Source organism: Streptomyces sp. NPDC012888, from assembly GCF_042900645.1.
GTDB lineage: Bacteria > Actinomycetota > Actinomycetes > Streptomycetales > Streptomycetaceae > Streptomyces.
In genome coordinates, this window is sequence record NZ_JBIBBM010000019.1 from 130,309 (window position 1) to 146,701 (window position 16,393).

17 protein-coding genes and 1 tRNA gene are annotated in these 16,393 nt (G+C 72.0%); 9 read left to right on the top strand and 9 right to left on the bottom strand.

Annotated elements, in window-relative coordinates; translation table 11 throughout:
* Window positions 1–25 precede the first annotated feature (25 nt).
* Both ACFY61_RS28440 and ACFY61_RS28445 read left to right on the top strand, forming a co-directional pair.
* Window positions 26–484, top strand: coding sequence for a phage holin family protein (locus ACFY61_RS28440; RefSeq protein ID WP_389476550.1), 459 nt, complete (start codon window positions 26–28; stop codon window positions 482–484).
* On the top strand, window positions 481–1,437 hold the full coding sequence (locus tag ACFY61_RS28445; RefSeq protein ID WP_389476552.1) for an alpha/beta fold hydrolase: 957 nt from the start codon (window positions 481–483) through the stop codon (window positions 1,435–1,437). The genes ACFY61_RS28440 and ACFY61_RS28445 overlap by 4 nt, the downstream gene beginning before the upstream one ends.
* 394 nt (window positions 1,438–1,831) lie before the next feature.
* Here the strand turns inward: ACFY61_RS28445 and ACFY61_RS28450 are convergent, their stop codons facing one another.
* The 3 genes from ACFY61_RS28450 to nth form a co-directional block, all read right to left on the bottom strand.
* A complete protein-coding gene (locus ACFY61_RS28450; RefSeq protein WP_389476554.1) occupies window positions 1,832–3,034 on the bottom strand; it encodes a MarP family serine protease in 1,203 nt (400 codons plus the stop codon).
* A 13-nt stretch (window positions 3,035–3,047) separates the two neighbouring features.
* Window positions 3,048–3,872 (bottom strand): NUDIX hydrolase, encoded by an 825-nt coding sequence (locus ACFY61_RS28455; RefSeq protein ID WP_389476556.1) that lies wholly within the window; start codon window positions 3,870–3,872, stop codon window positions 3,048–3,050.
* A 97-nt stretch (window positions 3,873–3,969) separates the two neighbouring features.
* Window positions 3,970–4,848: an endonuclease III gene (gene nth / locus ACFY61_RS28460; RefSeq protein ID WP_389476684.1), complete on the bottom strand. Its 879-nt coding sequence runs from the start codon at window positions 4,846–4,848 to the stop codon at window positions 3,970–3,972.
* 213 nt (window positions 4,849–5,061) lie between these two features.
* On the opposite strand from nth, the gene ACFY61_RS28465 reads away from it, so the two are divergent.
* Window positions 5,062–5,736, top strand: coding sequence for a Crp/Fnr family transcriptional regulator (locus ACFY61_RS28465; RefSeq protein WP_007264960.1), 675 nt, complete (start codon window positions 5,062–5,064; stop codon window positions 5,734–5,736).
* 99 nt (window positions 5,737–5,835) lie between these two features.
* Window positions 5,836–6,693: a nucleotidyltransferase domain-containing protein gene (locus ACFY61_RS28470; RefSeq protein ID WP_389476559.1), complete on the top strand. Its 858-nt coding sequence runs from the start codon at window positions 5,836–5,838 to the stop codon at window positions 6,691–6,693.
* Window positions 6,694–6,778: 85 nt separating this feature from the next.
* On the opposite strand, the gene ACFY61_RS28475 is transcribed toward ACFY61_RS28470, so the two are convergent.
* The 4 genes from ACFY61_RS28475 to ACFY61_RS28490 all read right to left on the bottom strand — a co-directional run bounded on the left by ACFY61_RS28475 (window position 6,779) and on the right by ACFY61_RS28490 (window position 9,263).
* On the bottom strand, window positions 6,779–7,627 hold the full coding sequence (locus ACFY61_RS28475) for an MBL fold metallo-hydrolase (protein ID WP_389476561.1): 849 nt from the start codon (window positions 7,625–7,627) through the stop codon (window positions 6,779–6,781).
* Window positions 7,624–8,520 (bottom strand): NUDIX hydrolase, encoded by an 897-nt coding sequence (locus tag ACFY61_RS28480; protein ID WP_389476563.1) that lies wholly within the window; start codon window positions 8,518–8,520, stop codon window positions 7,624–7,626. Before ACFY61_RS28480 ends, ACFY61_RS28475 begins: the two co-directional genes overlap by 4 nt.
* A gap of 120 nt (window positions 8,521–8,640) precedes the next feature.
* Complete coding sequence (locus ACFY61_RS28485) at window positions 8,641–9,105, bottom strand: RidA family protein (protein ID WP_389476565.1); 465 nt, start codon at window positions 9,103–9,105, stop codon at window positions 8,641–8,643.
* On the bottom strand, window positions 9,102–9,263 hold the full coding sequence (locus ACFY61_RS28490) for a DUF4177 domain-containing protein (RefSeq protein WP_007264966.1): 162 nt from the start codon (window positions 9,261–9,263) through the stop codon (window positions 9,102–9,104). Before ACFY61_RS28490 ends, ACFY61_RS28485 begins: the two co-directional genes overlap by 4 nt.
* A 60-nt stretch (window positions 9,264–9,323) precedes the next feature.
* Here ACFY61_RS28490 and ACFY61_RS28495 point away from each other — a divergent pair, with 60 nt between their 5' ends.
* Both ACFY61_RS28495 and ACFY61_RS28500 read left to right on the top strand, forming a co-directional pair.
* Window positions 9,324–10,307 (top strand): ArsA family ATPase, encoded by a 984-nt coding sequence (locus ACFY61_RS28495; RefSeq protein WP_389476567.1) that lies wholly within the window; start codon window positions 9,324–9,326, stop codon window positions 10,305–10,307.
* Window positions 10,304–11,536, top strand: a complete 1,233-nt coding sequence (locus ACFY61_RS28500; RefSeq protein WP_389476569.1) for an ArsA family ATPase — start codon at window positions 10,304–10,306, stop codon at window positions 11,534–11,536. The genes ACFY61_RS28495 and ACFY61_RS28500 overlap by 4 nt, the downstream gene beginning before the upstream one ends.
* Window positions 11,537–11,577: 41 nt before the next feature.
* Here the strand turns inward: ACFY61_RS28500 and ACFY61_RS28505 are convergent, their stop codons facing one another.
* The gene (locus ACFY61_RS28505) at window positions 11,578–11,928 is read right to left on the bottom strand and encodes a WhiB family transcriptional regulator (RefSeq protein WP_389476686.1); all 351 of its coding nucleotides are present in this window, start codon (window positions 11,926–11,928) and stop codon (window positions 11,578–11,580) included.
* Window positions 11,929–12,313: 385 nt separating this feature from the next.
* Here ACFY61_RS28505 and ACFY61_RS28510 point away from each other — a divergent pair, with 385 nt between their 5' ends.
* Window positions 12,314–14,632: a transglycosylase domain-containing protein gene (locus tag ACFY61_RS28510; RefSeq protein ID WP_389476571.1), complete on the top strand. Its 2,319-nt coding sequence runs from the start codon at window positions 12,314–12,316 to the stop codon at window positions 14,630–14,632.
* A 65-nt stretch (window positions 14,633–14,697) separates the two neighbouring features.
* Here the strand turns inward: ACFY61_RS28510 and ACFY61_RS28515 are convergent, their stop codons facing one another.
* Window positions 14,698–15,159 (bottom strand): GatB/YqeY domain-containing protein, encoded by a 462-nt coding sequence (locus ACFY61_RS28515; RefSeq protein ID WP_389476573.1) that lies wholly within the window; start codon window positions 15,157–15,159, stop codon window positions 14,698–14,700.
* Between the two features lie 76 nt (window positions 15,160–15,235).
* Here ACFY61_RS28515 and ACFY61_RS28520 point away from each other — a divergent pair, with 76 nt between their 5' ends.
* Entirely contained in the window at window positions 15,236–16,174 is a 939-nt protein-coding gene (locus tag ACFY61_RS28520; protein WP_389476575.1) for a metallophosphoesterase, read from the top strand.
* Window positions 16,175–16,270: 96 nt separating this feature from the next.
* Window positions 16,271–16,344: transfer RNA gene (locus tag ACFY61_RS28525), tRNA-Pro, on the top strand.
* The last annotated feature ends 49 nt before the right edge of the window (window positions 16,345–16,393 follow it).

Genomic DNA, 16,393 nt, shown 5'->3' on the forward strand with positions numbered 1-16,393 from the left:
GACGCGAAGACAAAGGGAGAGAGCGATGAGCGCAGCGGACCAAGGCACGCAAGGGGCCGAGCGCACCCTCGGCCAGCTGGTCGCCACGGCGACCGCCGAGATGTCCGCCCTCGTGCACGACGAGATCGCCCTCGCCAAGGCCGAACTCCGGCAGGACGTCAAGCGGGCCGGCATCGGCGGTGCCGCCATCAGCGTCGCCGGGGTGCTGGCGCTGTTCTCGCTGCCGGTGCTGAGCTTCGCCGCGGCCTACGGCATCCACAACCTCGGGCTGGGGCTGGCCTGGTCCTTCCTGATCGTGGGCGTCGCGTTCCTGCTGATCGCGGGCGTGGCGGCGCTGTTCGCCGTGTCCAAGTTCAAGAAGGTCAAGCCGCCGGAGCGGTCCATCGCCTCGGTCAAGCAGACCGCGGCCGTGGTCGGCACGGTCAAGCCGCACCCGCGGCCGTTCAGTGACAACGCCGTGGGTGTGGCACGCTCGTCGTCATGACAGCGCCCACGCCGGACTCCGGTACCCCGCCCACCGCAGCCACGGCGGTCCGGCTCGACATCCCCGGTGCAGAGGTGACGCACCGGGACGTCGCGGCCAACGGGGCCCGGTTCCACGTCGCCGAACTCGGCGACGGGCCGCTGGTCCTGCTGCTGCACGGCTTCCCCCAGTTCTGGTGGACGTGGCGGCACCAGCTGACCGCGCTCGCCGACGCCGGATACCGCGCGGTGGCCATGGACCTGCGCGGGGTCGGCGGCAGCGACCGCACCCCGCGCGGGTACGACCCGGCGAACCTGGCCCTGGACGTCACCGGGGTGATCCGTTCCCTCGGCGAGCCGGACGCGGCGCTGGTCGGCCACGACCTCGGCGGCTACCTGGCCTGGACGGCGGCGGTGATGCGGCCCAAGCTGGTGCGCCGGCTCGTGGTCTCCTCGATGCCGCACCCGCGCCGCTGGCGCTCGGCGATGCTCTCCGACTTCGCGCAGAGCCGCGCCGGATCGCACGTGTGGGGCTTCCAGCGGCCGTGGATCCCCGAGCGGCGGCTCCAGGCGGACGGCGGCGCGCTCGCCGGGGAGCTGATCCGTGAGTGGTCGGGGCCGCTGGAGCCCTCGGAGGAGGACCTGGAGGTGTACCGGCGGGCGATCTGCATCCCGTCCACCGCGCACTGCTCCATCGAGCCGTACCGGTGGATGGTGCGTTCGCTGGCCAGGCCCGACGGTTACCAGTTCAACCGCCGGATGAAGCGTCCGGTGCGGGTACCGACCCTGCACCTGCACGGATCCCTGGACCCGGTGATGCGGACCCGCAGCGCCGCCGGTTCCGGCGAGTACGTCGAAGCCCCGTATCGCTGGCGGCTGTTCGACGGCCTGGGACACTTCCCTCACGAGGAGGACCCGGTCGCCTTCTCCACCGAACTCGTCAACTGGCTCAAGGACCCCGAACCGGACCGCTAGTAGGACGAACGGACACAACGCCTGTTCTACGTACGATCACATGCCCGGCGCATAGGCCAATTGGCCGCCCCGAACGCGGTTACCGACCTTGGGGCACGGGCAGACGTCGGAGTATGGGCTGGACGCACAACTACGGTGACTCCGCAAGCGACCGCCGCCCGGCAGCAGCGCCGGGCAGCCACGAGAGGGCCGGGCTCCAGGCCCGCGACCCCCGTCTCGACATCCCCCGCATCCTGCGCCGCCGGGCCCGCTGGGTCTCGGCCCGCCTGCGGCACCAGCGCACGTAAACGGAGCACCGCGCCCGGCTGACCGGCTGAGGGCCGGTCCGGGACGGGGCAAGGCGAGGCAAGGCAGGCAGGGCGGGGCGGGCGGGGGCGTCAGGCTTCCGAGGGGGTCAGAGCGCGCAGCCCTGACTGTCCACGCGCTGTTCGGCCGTCAGGCCGCGCTCGATGTCCTCGCGGATCTCGTCCACGGTCAACGCGTACCCGGTGTTCGGGTCGTCCAGCGACTTCGCGAAGACGACCCCGTACACCTGGCCTTCCGCCGTCAGCAGCGGTCCCCCGGAGTTGCCCTGGCGCACGGTCGCGTACAGGGAGTACACGTCGCGGCGGACGGTCCCCCGGTGGTAGATGTCCGGACCGTTGGCGTTGATCCGGCCGCGGACGCGCGCCGAACGCACGTCGTACGCGCCGTTCTCGGGGAACCCCGCCACGATGGCGTCGGCCCCGCCGGTCGCGTCCGTCTCGGTGAACTGCAGCGCGGGCGCCTTCAGCTTGGGCACGTCCAGGACCGCGATGTCGCGCTCCCAGTCGTAGAGGACGACCTTGCCGTCGTAGAGCCGGCCCTCGCCGCCGACCTGCACGGTCGGCTCGCCGACGCCACCGACCACATGGGCGTTGGTCATGACCTTGCCGGGGGCGAAGACGAAGCCGGTGCCCTCGAGCACCTTGCTGCAACTCGGCGCCGTACCGACCACCTTGACGATGGATCGCTTCGCCCGGTCCGCCACGGGGCTGCCGGCCAGGGCCGGGTCCGGGGGGCGCACCTCGGCGATGGGCTCGTTGGAGAAGGGGCTGAAGACCTGCGGGAAGCCGTTGCGGGCCAGCGTGGAGCTGAAGTTGGAGAACCAGGTGCTGGCCTGCTCCGGCAGCACCCGCGAAACGCCCAGCAGTACCTTGGAGTTGCGGACTTCCTTGCCCAGGGTGGGCAGGGAGGTGCCGGCGAGGGCGGATCCGATCAGCCAGGCCACCAGCAGCATCGCGACGACGTTGACCAGGGCGCCGCCGGTGGCGTCCACCACCCGGGCCGGCGACCAGGTGATGTGTCTGCGGAGCCGGTTCCCCAGGTGGGTGGTCAGCGCCTGGCCCACCGAGGCGCAGACGATGATCACGACCACGGCCGCGATGACGACCGGAGTGGACACCCGGGTGCCGTTGTCGGTCACCTCGTCCCAGACCAGCGGCAGCAGTGAGACGGCGACCAGGCCGCCGCCGAGGAATCCGATCACCGACAGGATGCCGACGACGAACCCCTGGCGGTAGCCGACGATCGCGAACCACACGGCGGCGATCAGCAACAGGATGTCCAGGACGTTCACGTGGGTCACCGTCTCATGCGCGCCAGTCGAGCGGGACCTGACGTGATCGGTCCCACGGCCGCTCCCACCCGGCGAAGTGCAGCAGACGGTCGATCACGCCGGCCGTGAAGCCCCAGACCAGGGCCGACTCCACGGTGAAGGCTGGTCCGGCGTGTCCGCTCGGGTGGACCACGGTGACCCGGTGCGCCGGATCCGTGAGATCGGACACGCGCACGGTGAAGACCCGGGCGGTCTCGGCCGGGTCCACCGCGCCGACCGGGCTCGGCGTGTGCCACCAACCCAGCACCGGGGTCACCACGAACTCGCTGACCGGGATGTACAGGCTGGGCAGCACGCCGAACAGCTGCACCCCGGCCGGATCCAGGCCGGTCTCCTCCCGCGCCTCGCGGAGGGCGGCACGCAGCGGGCCCGTGGTGTGCGGATCGCCGTCCTCCGGGTCGAGCGCGCCGCCGGGGAAGGACGGCTGCCCGGCGTGCGACCGCAGGGTGCCGGCGCGCTCCATCAGCAGCAGCTCCGGGCTGCCGTCCGGGCCCTCGCCGAAGAGGATCAGTACGGCCGACCGGCGGCCCCCGCCGTCCTCGGGCGGGAGGAACCGGCTGAGCTGGCGGGGCCGCACCGTGCGCGCCATCTCGGCGACCGGGTGCAGCCAGTCCGGCAGGCCCTCGGTGCTGACCCGGATGCCGTCGCCCCCGCCGGCGCCACCCCCGCCGCCGGCGCGCCGGGCGGCCGTGCCCGGCCCCGCGTCGTGGGACGCCTCGCGCGGTGTCCCGTACGCCGTCCCGTACGCGGGCTCGTGGGCCCGGCCCTGCGTCGCGCCGCCCTGCGCAGCTCCTGTCATCGGCACCCGTACCCCGTTCCGTGTGATCCCCGTTACGGCAGCAACGCCGCGCGGGGCCTGAATGGTTCCACCGCGACACCCCGCGGGCGCCGAGGCCTCAGCTCGCGCCGCCCCCGAGCGGCGGCGCCGGCCGGCCCGGGTAGTCCGGGGGCGGCGACAGGCGCTGGCCCGGGTAGCCGCCCATCTCGTACTTGAGCAGCTTCTTCGCCTTCTCCGGGTCGGTCTCGCCCTCCCCGTAGGCGGGGCACAGCGGTGCGATCGGGCAGGCCCCGCAGGCGGGCCTGCGGGCGTGGCAGATGCGCCGGCCGTGGAAGACGACGCGGTGCGAGAGCATCGTCCACTCGCTCTTCGGGAAGATCGCGCAGATCTCCGCCTCGACCTTCTCCGGGTCCTCCTGGTCGGTCCACTTCCAGCGGCGCACGAGGCGCCCGAAGTGGGTGTCCACGGTGATCCCCGGGACACCGAACGCGTTGCCCAGCACCACGTTGGCCGTCTTGCGGCCGACCCCCGGCAGGGTGACCAGGTCCTCGATCCGACCCGGCACCTCGCCGCCGAAACGATCCCGGAGCGCCGCGGACAGACCCAGCAGGGACTTCGCCTTCGCCCGGAAGAACCCGGTGGGCCGGATGATCTCCTCCAGGTCCTCCGGTCGGGCGGCCGCCATGTCCTCCGGCGTGGGGTACTTCGCGAACAGCGCCGGGGTGGTCTGGTTCACCCGCAGGTCGGTGGTCTGCGCCGACAGGACGGTCGCGACGAGCAGCTCGAACGGGTTCCGGAAGTCGAGCTCCGGATGCGCGTACGGGTAGAGCTCGGCCAGTTCACGGTTGATCCGCCGGGCCCGGCGCACCATGCCGAGCCGGGATTCCGGCTTCGGTTTCTTGGCCGAAGCTTTGCCCTTCGGTGCTGGGGCGATCTTCGCGCCGCCCTGTTCGCCCACAGCTGAATCGGAGGGGGCCGTCACTCCCGCGGACCCCATGGCCTGTGTTCTCACCGGCTTATTGGACACCCGGCCAGCCTAAGGCCGGGCGACGACACCCGGCCGGACCTCCGGTAACACCACCCCGATCGGCCCGGGACCACACACGCACACCCGTGCGTCCGGCATCCTTGTGATTGATCGCACTGTTTGCAGCGTCCGGCAAAATGGGGAGCACGGTCCCCTGAGCTGGTCGACATAGGAGAGAGACTCGTGGACGACGTTCTGCGGCGCGCCCCGCTCTTCGCGGCGCTCGATGACGAGCAGGCCGCGGAGCTCCGCGCCTCCATGGCAGAGGTGACCCTGGCGCGCGGTGACGCCCTGTTCCACGAGGGCGACCCGGGCGACCGGCTCTACGTGGTGACCGAGGGCAAGGTGAAGCTGCACCGGACCTCGCCCGACGGCCGCGAGAACATGCTCGCGGTACTGGGCCCCGGCGAGCTCATCGGCGAGCTGTCGCTCTTCGACCCGGGCCCCCGCACGGCCACCGCCACCGCGCTGACCGAGGTCAAGCTGCTCGGCCTCGGCCACGGCGACCTCCAGCCCTGGCTGAACGCCCGCCCGGAGGTCGCCACCGCGCTGCTGCGGGCCGTCGCCCGCCGCCTCCGCAAGACCAACGACCAGATGTCCGACCTGGTCTTCTCCGACGTCCCCGGCCGCGTGGCCCGGGCGCTCCTCGACCTGTCGCGCCGCTTCGGCGTGCAGTCGGAGGAGGGCATCCACGTCGTCCACGACCTCACCCAGGAAGAGCTGGCGCAGCTCGTCGGCGCCTCCCGCGAGACGGTCAACAAGGCCCTCGCCGACTTCGCCGGCCGCGGCTGGCTGCGGCTGGAGGCCCGCGCGGTGATCCTGCTGGACGTGGAGCGGCTGGCCAAGCGCTCCCGCTGACGCGCGCAAACCCTTCTCCAGGGGCCCCGCCCGGGTCAGGGCGGGGCCCCTGGCGCGTTGCCCGCCCGGTAGCGCGACACACCCGGCACAGTGGATGCCATGGAGCACACGCGCATCGGACACAAGGGACTGGACGGGCACGGCTACATCGAACGCGAGGGCTCCCTCGGGCAGGTGCCGCCCGCCTTCCGGCCGGTGGTCGCCGCCGCACGCGCCCGCATCGCCGAGGCGTACGGGCGCCGGCTGCACAGCGCCTACCTCTACGGATCACTGCCGCGCGGGACGGCCAGACCCGGGGAGTCCGACATCGACCTGCTCGTCGCCCTCCAGCACGAGCCGGACCAGGACGACCTGGACGCCGCCGAGGTGCTCGTCCAGGGCCTCGACCAGGACTTCGACGTGATCGACGGCGGCGGCATCCTGCTGTTCTCCAAGGAGACCCTCCTCAGCGAGCAGGAGCGATACGACCTGGGCTGGTTCCTCGCCTGCCTGTGCACGCCGCTGCTCGGCAGCGACCTGGCCGAGCACCTGCCCCGGTACCGGCCCGACACCCTGCTCGCCCGCGAGACCAACGGCGACCTGGCCGACGTACTGCCCCGGTGGCGGGAGCGGGCCGCGGCCGCCGGTTCGCCGGAGGAACGCCGGAAGCTGGTCCGGGCCGTGTCCCGGCGGCTGGTCCGCACGGGTCTCACGCTCGTCATGCCCCGGTGGCACGGATGGACGAGCGACCTGCGCGAGTCGGCCGAGGTGTTCGGCGAGTACTACCCGGAGCGGGCCACCCAGATGAGGGCCGCCGCCGGGACCGCCCTGACCCCGACCGGGGACCCGGACGTGCTCCGCGCGTACCTCGACGACCTCGGACCGTGGCTGGCCCAGGAGTACGCGGCCCGGATCGGGACGAAGGCCCGCCGCACGGGACACCCGGGGGCCCTGGTGCCCGGCCCGGACACGGCTTAGGCACGGCCCGGGCGGACAGGGGCCGGGCGGACAGGGGCCGGGTGGACAGGGGACCGGCGGAAGGGGCCGGGTGGACAGGGGCCGGCTAGGCCTCCGGGCCGCCCGGGATCAGGCCGTGGTCGCGCAGGTACTCCAGCTGGGCGCGGACCGACCACTCGGCGGCCGGCCACAGCGAGCGGTCGACGTCCGCGTACACGTGGGCGACCACCGCGGACGGGGTGGTGAAACCGTTCTCCACGGCCGTCTCCACCTGCGCCAGCCGGTGCGCCCGGTGCGCCAGGTAGTACTCGACCGCGCCCTGGGCGTCGTCCAGGACCGGCCCGTGCCCCGGCAGCACGGTGTGCACCCCGTCGTCGACGGTGAGGGAGCGCAGCCGGCGCAGCGAGTCCAGGTAGTCGCCGAGCCGTCCGTCAGGGTGGGCCACGACGGTGGTGCCGCGGCCCAGGACGGTGTCCCCGGTGAGGACGGCCCGGTCGGCCGGCAGGTGGAAGCAGAGCGAGTCGGAGGTGTGGCCGGGGGTGGACACCACCCGCAGCTCCAGCCCGCCGACCTCGATGGTCTGGCCGGCCGCGAGCCCCTCGTCGCCGAGCCGCAGCGCCGGGTCGAGGGCCCGCACCCGGGTACCGGTCAGCTCGGCGAAGCGGCCCGCGCCCTCGGCGTGGTCGGGGTGGCCGTGGGTGAGCAGGGTGAGCGCGATCCGCTTGCCCGCCCGTTCGGCGGTGTCGATGACCGCGCGCAGGTGCGCGTCGTCCAGCGGGCCCGGGTCGACGACCACCGCCAGGTCGGAGCCGGGCTCGGACAGCAGCCAGGTGTTGGTCCCGTCCAGGGTCATCGCGGACGGGTTGGGGGCCAGGACGTTCACCGCGCGGGCCGTGGCCGGTCCCGAGGCGACGACCCCGCGGGGCTGTCCGGGGAGGGCGGCTGCGTCGGTCATGCCGGGCCCCCGGCCGGTCGTACCCGTTTGGTGAACTCGTCGTGCCCGGGCCAGCTGAGCACGAGCTCGCCGTCCTCCAGCGCGGCCCGGGCCAGGACCGGCGCGAGGTCCTGGCCGGCCGCCGCGGCGACGGCCTCGGCGGCGGTGCCGTACGGCTGGAGGGACCGCAGGGTGGAGATGGTGGGCGGCATCATCAGCAGCTCGCCCTTGTCGTAGCCCTCGGCGGCCTCGGCCGGGCGGATCCACACGGTCCGGTCGGCCTCGGTGGAGGCGTTGCGGGTGCGCTGGCCCTCGGGCAGGGCGGCCACGAAGAACCAGGTGTCGTAGCGGCGCGGCTCGAACTCGGGGGTGATCCAGCGCGCCCAGGCGCCGAGCAGGTCCGAGCGCAGGACGAGGCCGCGGCGGTCGAGGAACTCGGCGAAGGACAGCTCGCGGGCGACCAGCGCGCGGCGGTCGGCCTCCCAGTCGTCGCCGGTGAGGTCGGGGATGAGGGTGCCGTCGGCGGGCCCGGCGAGCAGGACGCCGGCCTCCTCGAAGGTCTCGCGGACCGCCCCGCAGACGACGGCCTGGGCGGTGGCGGTGTCGGGGGTGCCGAGCCGGTCCGCCCACTCCTCCAGGGAGGGGCCGGCCCAGCCGGTGCGGTGGTCCTCGTCGCGCGGGTCGACCCCGCCGCCGGGGTAGGCGTACGCGCCGCCGGCGAAGGCCATGGAGGCGCGGCGGCGCAGCATGTGCACGGCCGGCCCGCGGGGGGTGTCGCGGAGCAGCATCACGGTGGCCGCCCGCTTGGGGGCGACGGGGGTGAGGGTTCCGTCGGCCAGGGCCCGGATCCGGTCGGGCCATTCCGGCGGGTACCACTGGCCGCCGGCGGGGGCGGTGTGCTCACGCTTCGACATGGCCGAAGGCTACGACCATCCGGCCCGATGTTCGAGACCCATCCGGTGCCGCGGGCCCGCGGCCGGGTTCGCCGGCCGGTACCGGCCGCGCCGGAACACCGCGCGGCCGGAACGGGTGCGTCAGTCCGTGACCTCGACCTGGAGCTCGACCTCGACCGGCGCGTCGAGGGGCAGAACGGTCACGCCGACCGCGCTGCGGGCGTGCACGCCCTTGTCGCCGAGCACCTCGCCGAGCAGCTCGCTGGCGCCGTTCAGGACGCCGGGCTGGCCCGTGAAGTCGGGCGCGGAGGCGACGAAGCCGACCACCTTGACCACGCGGACGATCCTGTCGAGGTCGCCGATCACCGACTTGACCGCGGCGAGCGCGTTCAGCGCGCAGGTCGCGGCCAGCTCCTTGGCCTGCTCGGCCGAGACCTCGGCGCCGACCTTGCCGGTCATCGGGAGCGCGCCCTTGACCATCGGCAGCTGGCCGGCGGTGAAGACGTACCGGTCAGAGCGGACGGCCGGCTGGTACGCGGCCAGCGGCGGCACGACCTCGGGGAGCTTCAGGCCGAGCTCGGCGAGCTTCGCCTCCACGGCGCTCATGCCTTCTCCCGCTTGAGGTAGGCCACGAGCTGCTCGGGGTTGTTCGGGCCGGGCACGACCTGGACGAGCTCCCAGCCGTCCTCGCCCCAGGTGTCCAGGATCTGCTTGGTGGCGTGCACCAGCAGCGGAACCGTCGCGTATTCGAACTTCTTGGTCATGGGGCCGAGGGTAGTGCCTGCCGGGCGGCCCTCATGCCGCGCCGGTTAGGCTCGTGGGCTGTGAGCAGGCTCCAGGTGGTCAGCGGCAAGGGCGGAACCGGGAAGACCACGGTCGCCGCGGCACTCGCGCTGGCCCTCGCGCGCGAGGGCAGGCGGACACTTCTGGTGGAGGTGGAGGGCAGGCAGGGCATCGCGCAGCTGTTCGGGACGGAGGCGCTCCCGTACGAGGAGCGGAAGATCGCCGTGGCTCCGGGCGGGGGCGAGGTCTTCGCGCTCGCCATCGACGCGGAGCGGGCACTGCTGGACTACCTGCAGATGTTCTACAAGCTGGGGTCGGCCGGGCGGGCCCTGAAGAAGCTGGGGGCGATCGACTTCGCCACCACCATCGCGCCGGGTCTGCGGGACGTGCTGCTGACCGGCAAGGCGTGCGAGGCGGTGCGGCGCAAGGACAAGGCCGGCCGGTTCGTGTACGACCACGTGGTGATGGACGCGCCGCCGACGGGCCGCATCACCCGGTTCCTGAACGTCAACGACGAGGTGGCGGGGCTGGCCCGGTTCGGGCCGATCCACAACCAGGCGCAGGCGGTGATGGGCGTGCTGAAGTCCCCCCAGACGGCGGTGCACCTGGTGACCCTGCTGGAGGAGATGCCGGTGCAGGAGACGGCCGACGGCATAGAGGAACTGGTCGGAGCGGGGCTTCCGGTGGGCCGGGTGGTGGTCAACATGGTGCGGCCGCACCACCTGGACGAGGAGGCGCTGCGGTCGGCGGCCGGGGACCGGCGGGCCGAGGTGGCGCAGGCCCTGGCCCGTGCGGGGCTGGGCGGCGACCGGCGCGGCGGGCCGGCCGAGCGGCTGGTGGGCCCGCTGCTGGAGCAGGCGGCCGAGCACGCCGAGCGGGTGGCGCTGGAGCGCGAGCAGCGCGGCGTACTGGCGGGGCTGGACGTGCCGTCGTACGAGCTGCCGCTGCTCGGCGCGGGCATGGACCTGGCGGGTCTCTACGAGCTCGCGGCCGAACTGCGCAAGCAGGCGGGGGAGGACGAGTGAGCGAGGTCGCGGTGACGGGTGTGGGTACGCCGGGAGTGCTGGCGGTGGACGCGCTGCTCGACGATCCGCAGACCCGGATCGTGGTGTGCTGCGGGGCCGGCGGGGTCGGGAAGACGACCACGGCGGCCGCGCTGGGGCTGCGGGCCGCCGAGCGGGGCCGGCGGGTGGTGGTGCTGACCATCGACCCGGCGCGCCGGCTGGCGCAGTCGATGGGGATCGACTCCCTGGACAACACCCCGCGGCGGGTGGCGGGGGTGGCGGGCGACGGTGAACTGCACGCCATGATGCTGGACATGAAGCGGACCTTCGACGAGATCGTCGAGGCGCACGCGGACGGCGAGCGGGCCCGGGCGATCCTGGAGAACCCCTTCTACCAGTCCCTGTCGGCCGGTTTCGCCGGCACGCAGGAGTACATGGCGATGGAGAAGCTGGGGCAGCTGCGGGCCCGGGACGACTGGGACCTGATCGTCGTGGACACGCCTCCGAGCCGGTCCGCGCTGGACTTCCTGGACGCGCCGAAGCGTCTGGGGTCCTTCCTGGACGGGAAGTTCATCCGGGTGCTGATGGCGCCGGCGAAGGTGGGCGGCCGGGCCGGGATGAAGTTCCTGAACGTCGGCATGTCGATGATGACGGGCACGCTGAGCAAGCTGATGGGTGCTTCGCTGCTGAAGGACGTGCAGACGTTCGTGGCGGCGATGGACACGATGTTCGGCGGCTTCCGCACCCGCGCGGACGCGACGTACCGGCTCCTCCAGGCTCCCGGTACGGCGTTCCTGGTGGTCGCGGCGCCCGAACCGGACGCGCTGCGCGAGGCCGCGTACTTCGTGGAGCGGCTGGCCGAGGAACGGATGCCGCTGGCCGGGCTGGTGCTCAACCGGGTGCACGGCAGCGGGGCGGACGGGTTGTCCGCGGAGCGGGCGCTGGCCGCCGCGGAGAATCTTGAAGAGGGCGGCATTGTCGATCAGCAGTCCGGGAAAGCTGGACTGGGTGACTCCGCCGCGGACACTCCCCCGGACGCGGAAGGGATCGCCATCGAGGACGTCACCGCTGGGCTGTTGCGACTGCATGCCGAGCGGATGCAGGTGATCGCGCGCGAGCAGCGCACGCGTGACCGCTTCGCCTCGCTGCACCCGGAGGTGGCGGTGGCCGAAGTGGCCGCCCTGCCCGGCGATGTGCACGACCTCGCCGGGCTTCGGGCCATCGGTGAGCGGCTCGCGACCGGCGGGTGACCGGAGCGGCGAGTCGCTCGTGCGGCGTGGTGCGGGGTCCGTTACCCCGCCGCCGCGTAGGTCTCGTACGGGACGTCGACGTCCGCGCCGACGTCCACGGTCAGAATGCCCGTACTGCGTTCGTACTCCGTGCGGGCGGTTTCGAGCAGCCGTCGCCACGAGGTGACGGTGGGACGCCGGCGCAGCAGTGCCCGCCGTTCCCGCTCGGTCATTCCGCCCCAGACGCCGAACTCGACGCGGTTGTCGAGGGCGTCGGCCAGGCATTCGGTCCGCACCGGACAACCGGTGCACACCGCCTTGGCCCTGTTCTGTGCCGCTCCTTGAACGAACAGTTCATCCGGATCGGTAGTGCGGCAGGCTGCCTGCGCACTCCAGTCGGTAACCCAGCCCATGCCGGCGCCGTCCTCTCCCGAATCGAGGCTCCCCCACGGCGGCAGCGGCATATTCACCGCTGCCAGTTGAGGACGTTACGGAAGGCGAGCACAGTGCAACACCCCCGACGGGCCCAATCTTGAATGGTCCGAACGGACTATGGGTAAGCGGCAGATCACCCGACGGAGTGATCGCGCGACATGCCCGACCATTCCGGCAATTCGGGTGGAATCGTCGGAGAGCCATCAGAGGGAACCGCGAGATTCGGACATCAGTCCACCCCATTCGGGAAGGGTGAAAATCAAGCCGAGGGGTTGATGCGGTGCCACACTGCTGTGACAGTTGGGAGCAGCTTAGGCCAAGGCATTCGTGTGTGTCCGGCGAATGAGAACGTAGGCTGCCTTCATGGCAAAGAAGCGCTCGGGCGGAGGGCTCTCGGGGAGTCAGCAGGCCGCCAAGTTCCTCGGTGTGTCGGTTCTCTCCGGAGTCGTACTCGCCGGCATCGCGATCCCCGGAGCCGGCGCCCTGGGGCTCGCCGCCAAGGGCACGGTCGAGGGATTCGACGAGATCCCGGCCAATCTCAAGACCCCGCCGCTGAGTCAGCGCACCACGATCCTGGACGCCGAGGGTGGCCTGATCGCCACGGTCTACTCGCGCGACCGGCAGGTGGTCCCGCTCACCGCCATCTCCCCGTACATGCAGAAGGCCATCGTCGCCATCGAGGACTCGCGCTTCTACGAGCACGGCGCCGTCGACCTCAAGGGAATCCTGCGCGCGGTCAACCGCAACGCGCAGGAGGGCGGCGCGGCGCAGGGCGCCTCCACGCTCACCCAGCAGTACGTGAAGAACGTCTTCGTCGAGGAGGCCGGCGACGACGAGACCAAGGTCCGCGAGGCCCAGCAGAAGAGCCTCGGGCGCAAGATCCGCGAGCTCAAGTACTCGATCCAGGTCGAGGAGGAGCTCGGGAAGAAGAAGATCCTCGAGAACTACCTCAACATCACGTACTTCGGGCAGCAGGCCTACGGCATCGAGTCCGCCTCCCGCCGCTACTTCAGCAAGGCCGCGAAGGACCTGGACCTGGAGGAGGCGGCGCTGCTGGCCGGACTGGTCCAGTCGCCGAGCCGGTACGACCCGGTCAACGACTCCACCGAGGCGATGAAGCGCCGGAACGTCGTCCTCCAGCGGATGGCCGACGTCAAGGACATCTCGCAGGCGGAGGCGGACGCGGCGAAGGCCAAGCCGGTCCAGCTGAAGGTGACCCGTCCCAAGAACGGCTGCATCACCGCCGTGAAGGGCGCCGGCTTCTTCTGCGACTACGTGCGCAACACCTTCCTGTCCGACCCCGTCTTCGGCAACACCCGCGAGGACCGGGCCAAGATCTGGAACCAGGGCGGCCTGACCATCCGCACCACCCTGGACCCGCAGTCCCAGGACTCCGTCAACGAGTCGATCAAGGACCACGTCGACCAGGAGGACCGGGTCGCCACGGCGGTCACCCTGGTCGAGCCGGGCACCGGCCGGGTCATGGCCATGGGCCAGTCCAAGCCGTACGGCTTCGGCAAGAACGAGACCCAGATCAACTTCTCGGTGGACAAGCGGATGGGCGGGTCGACCTACGGCTTCCCGACCGGTTCGACGTTCAAGCCGTTCGTCGCGGCCGCCGCGATCGAGCAGGGCATGACGCCGTCGAAGACGTACGCGGCCCCGTACTCGATGCTCTACCCGGAGACGGTGCAGACCTGCGGGGACAACCCGTGGGTCCGCGACAGCAACAAGCCGGTCAAGAACGAGAAGGAGTCCGAGGTCGGCCCGTACGCCATGCGGGAGGCCATGGCGCTGTCGGTCAACACGTACTTCGTCGAGATGATCGGCGAGATGGGCGTGTGCCCGCTGACGCAGATGACCAACAAGCTCCGCGTCATCCCGGCGGACGGCACCAAGCTCAAGGAGGTCCCGGCGATCTCCCTGGGCACCGAGGGCATGTCCCCGCTGACCATGGCCAACGCCTACGCCACCTTCGCGAACCGCGGCACGTACTGCTCGCCCGTCGCCATCGAGTCGATCACCGACTCGCACGGCAAGGCGCTCGCCGTGCCCAAGAGCAAGTGCGAGCGGGTGATGTCGGAGAACACCGCCGACACCATCAACACCCTGCTGCTCGGCGTGGTCGACTCCGGCACCGGCCGGCAGGCCGGTCTGACCGACCGGCAGAGCGCGGGCAAGACCGGTACGACGGACTACCGCTACAACGCGTGGTTCGTCGGGTACACGCCGAACCTGGCCGGGGCCACCTGGGTGGGCTCGGGCGGCTCCAAGCAGGTGGCGATGGAGCAGATCACCATCGGCGGCGAGTACTACGACAAGGTCTTCGGCGGCGGCCTGCCCGGCCCGATCTGGAAGCAGGCGGTCTCGGGCGCGCTGGCCGGACGACCGGTGGTGAACTTCAGCACGGTCGGCCTGCCGCCGGAGTCCCAGGCGCCGAACGCGGGCAGCCGCCCGGGCCGGCCGAACCGGCCGAACAAGCCCGGCGGCGGTGACAAGCCGGGCGACGGCCGGCCCGGCGGCGCGAACGCCGGGACCATCGCCGGCACCCTCGGCGGCGGCACGGCCGACGGCGGCACCACGGGCGGCACCGACGACCCGACCGACCCGTTCCCCGGGATCACCCTGGAGCCGGGCATCATCGGCGGCCCGAACGGCAACGGCAACGGCGGCCGCCGCTGACGGAGCAGAGACGAGGGAGGGGCCCCGGCCGACCGGCCGGGGCCCCTCCCTCGTCGTCTTCTCCCCTAGGAAAGGAGCTGCTTCACGACGGCGGCGACCCGCCCGCCCTCGGCCAGCCCGGCCACCTTCGGGTTCACGATCTTCATCACGGCACCCATGGCGCGCGGCCCCTCGGCGCCCGCGGCCTTGGCCTCCTCGACGGCCTGCGCCACGATGGCGCGGAGCTCGTCGTCGGACAGCTGCTTCGGCAGGTAGCCCTCCAGCACCTTGCCCTCGGCGATCTCCCGCTCGGACTGCTCGGCCCGGCCACCCTGGGCGAAGGCGTCGGCGGCCTCGCGCCGCTTCTTCGCCTCCTTGGCGATCACCTTGAGCACCTCCTCGTCGGAGAGCTCACGCGCGGTCTTGCCGGCCACCTCCTCCTTGGTGATGGCGGCGAGGGTGAGGCGCAGCGTGGACGAGCGCAGCTCGTCGCGCGCCTTGATGGCGGTGGTGAGGTCGTCCTGGAGCTTGGCCTTGAGCGTGGTCATGCCCCGAGTCTGCCAGGTGCTCCCCCGGTGCCGCCCACTCGTTTTCGGCGCCTGCTCCGTCTGCGACGATGTCTCCATGCGCGCGCGTTACGGAGTCCCCCTGAAGGTCGCCGCCACAGTGGCGGCCGTCGGTGCGGCCGGTGTGGCGTACGCCGCCGGCTTCGAGGCGAGGTCGTTCCGGCTGCGCCGGGTGACCGTACCGGTCCTGCAGCCCGGCATGCGTCCGCTGCGGGTCCTCCAGGTCTCGGACATCCACATGGTCAGCGGCCAGCACAAGAAGCAGGCCTGGCTGCAGTCCCTCGCCGGGCTGCGCCCTGACTTCGTGGTGAACACCGGCGACAACCTCTCGGACACCGAGGGCATCCCGGAGCTGCTGGACGCGCTGGGTCCGCTGATGGAGTTCCCCGGCGTGTACGTCTTCGGGTCGAACGACTACTACGGGCCGCGGCTGCGCAACCCCGGGCGCTACCTCCTGGAGAAGGCGCAGGGCCGGCACGGCCTCAACGGCAACAAGCCGGTGGTCGGCGCCGTGCACAACCGGTGGGAGGAGATGCGCGACGCGTTCGACGCGGCCGGCTGGCTGAACCTCACGAACACCCGTGGCCGGCTGAAGCTGAACGACGTGGAACTCGCCTTCACCGGCCTGGACGACCCGCACATCAAGCGGGACCGCTACGAGCAGGTGGCGGGCGGGCCGGAGCCGGACGCCGACTTCTCGATGGCGGTCGTGCACGCGCCGTACCTCCGGTCGCTGGAGGCGTTCACCGCCGACGGCTACCCGCTGATCCTGGCCGGCCACACGCACGGCGGCCAGCTGTGCGTCCCCTTCTACGGCGCCCTGGTCACCAACTGCGACCTGGACACCGACCGCGTGAAGGGCCTCTCGGCGCACGAGGCGAACGGCCACCGCGCCTACCTCCACGTATCGGCCGGGTGCGGCACGAACCGCTACACCCCGGTCCGCTTCGCCTGCCCCCCGGAGGCGACCCTCCTCACTCTCACGCCCCGCTCGTAGGGCACCCGGCCGCCCCGCGAAAACCGGATTTCGTCTACGGGCGCCGGTCCGCTAAAGTAATCGATGTCGCCAGGCAGCAAGCCTGCGGGCGGCGATCGGGGTGTAGCGCAGCTTGGCAGCGCGCTTCGTTCGGGACGAAGAGGTCGTGGGTTCAAATCCCGCCACCCCGACAGAGTAAGACCAGGTGAGGCACCTACCAATTTTGGTAGGTGCCTCACC

Coding starts and splice junctions, on each gene's coding strand:
- ACFY61_RS28515 (WP_389476573.1), bottom strand. CDS start 15,159: ATGACCACGCTCAAGGCCAAGCTCCAGGACGACCTCACCACCGCCATC.
- ACFY61_RS28440 (WP_389476550.1), top strand. CDS start 26: ATGAGCGCAGCGGACCAAGGCACGCAAGGGGCCGAGCGCACCCTCGGC.
- ACFY61_RS28455 (WP_389476556.1), bottom strand. CDS start 3,872: ATGACAGGAGCTGCGCAGGGCGGCGCGACGCAGGGCCGGGCCCACGAG.
- ACFY61_RS28480 (WP_389476563.1), bottom strand. CDS start 8,520: ATGTCGAAGCGTGAGCACACCGCCCCCGCCGGCGGCCAGTGGTACCCG.
- nth (WP_389476684.1), bottom strand. CDS start 4,848: ATGGGGTCCGCGGGAGTGACGGCCCCCTCCGATTCAGCTGTGGGCGAA.
- ACFY61_RS28470 (WP_389476559.1), top strand. CDS start 5,836: ATGGAGCACACGCGCATCGGACACAAGGGACTGGACGGGCACGGCTAC.
- ACFY61_RS28485 (WP_389476565.1), bottom strand. CDS start 9,105: ATGAGCGCCGTGGAGGCGAAGCTCGCCGAGCTCGGCCTGAAGCTCCCC.
- ACFY61_RS28490 (WP_007264966.1), bottom strand. CDS start 9,263: ATGACCAAGAAGTTCGAATACGCGACGGTTCCGCTGCTGGTGCACGCC.
- ACFY61_RS28445 (WP_389476552.1), top strand. CDS start 481: ATGACAGCGCCCACGCCGGACTCCGGTACCCCGCCCACCGCAGCCACG.
- ACFY61_RS28475 (WP_389476561.1), bottom strand. CDS start 7,627: ATGACCGACGCAGCCGCCCTCCCCGGACAGCCCCGCGGGGTCGTCGCC.
- ACFY61_RS28505 (WP_389476686.1), bottom strand. CDS start 11,928: ATGGGCTGGGTTACCGACTGGAGTGCGCAGGCAGCCTGCCGCACTACC.
- ACFY61_RS28520 (WP_389476575.1), top strand. CDS start 15,236: ATGCGCGCGCGTTACGGAGTCCCCCTGAAGGTCGCCGCCACAGTGGCG.
- ACFY61_RS28510 (WP_389476571.1), top strand. CDS start 12,314: ATGGCAAAGAAGCGCTCGGGCGGAGGGCTCTCGGGGAGTCAGCAGGCC.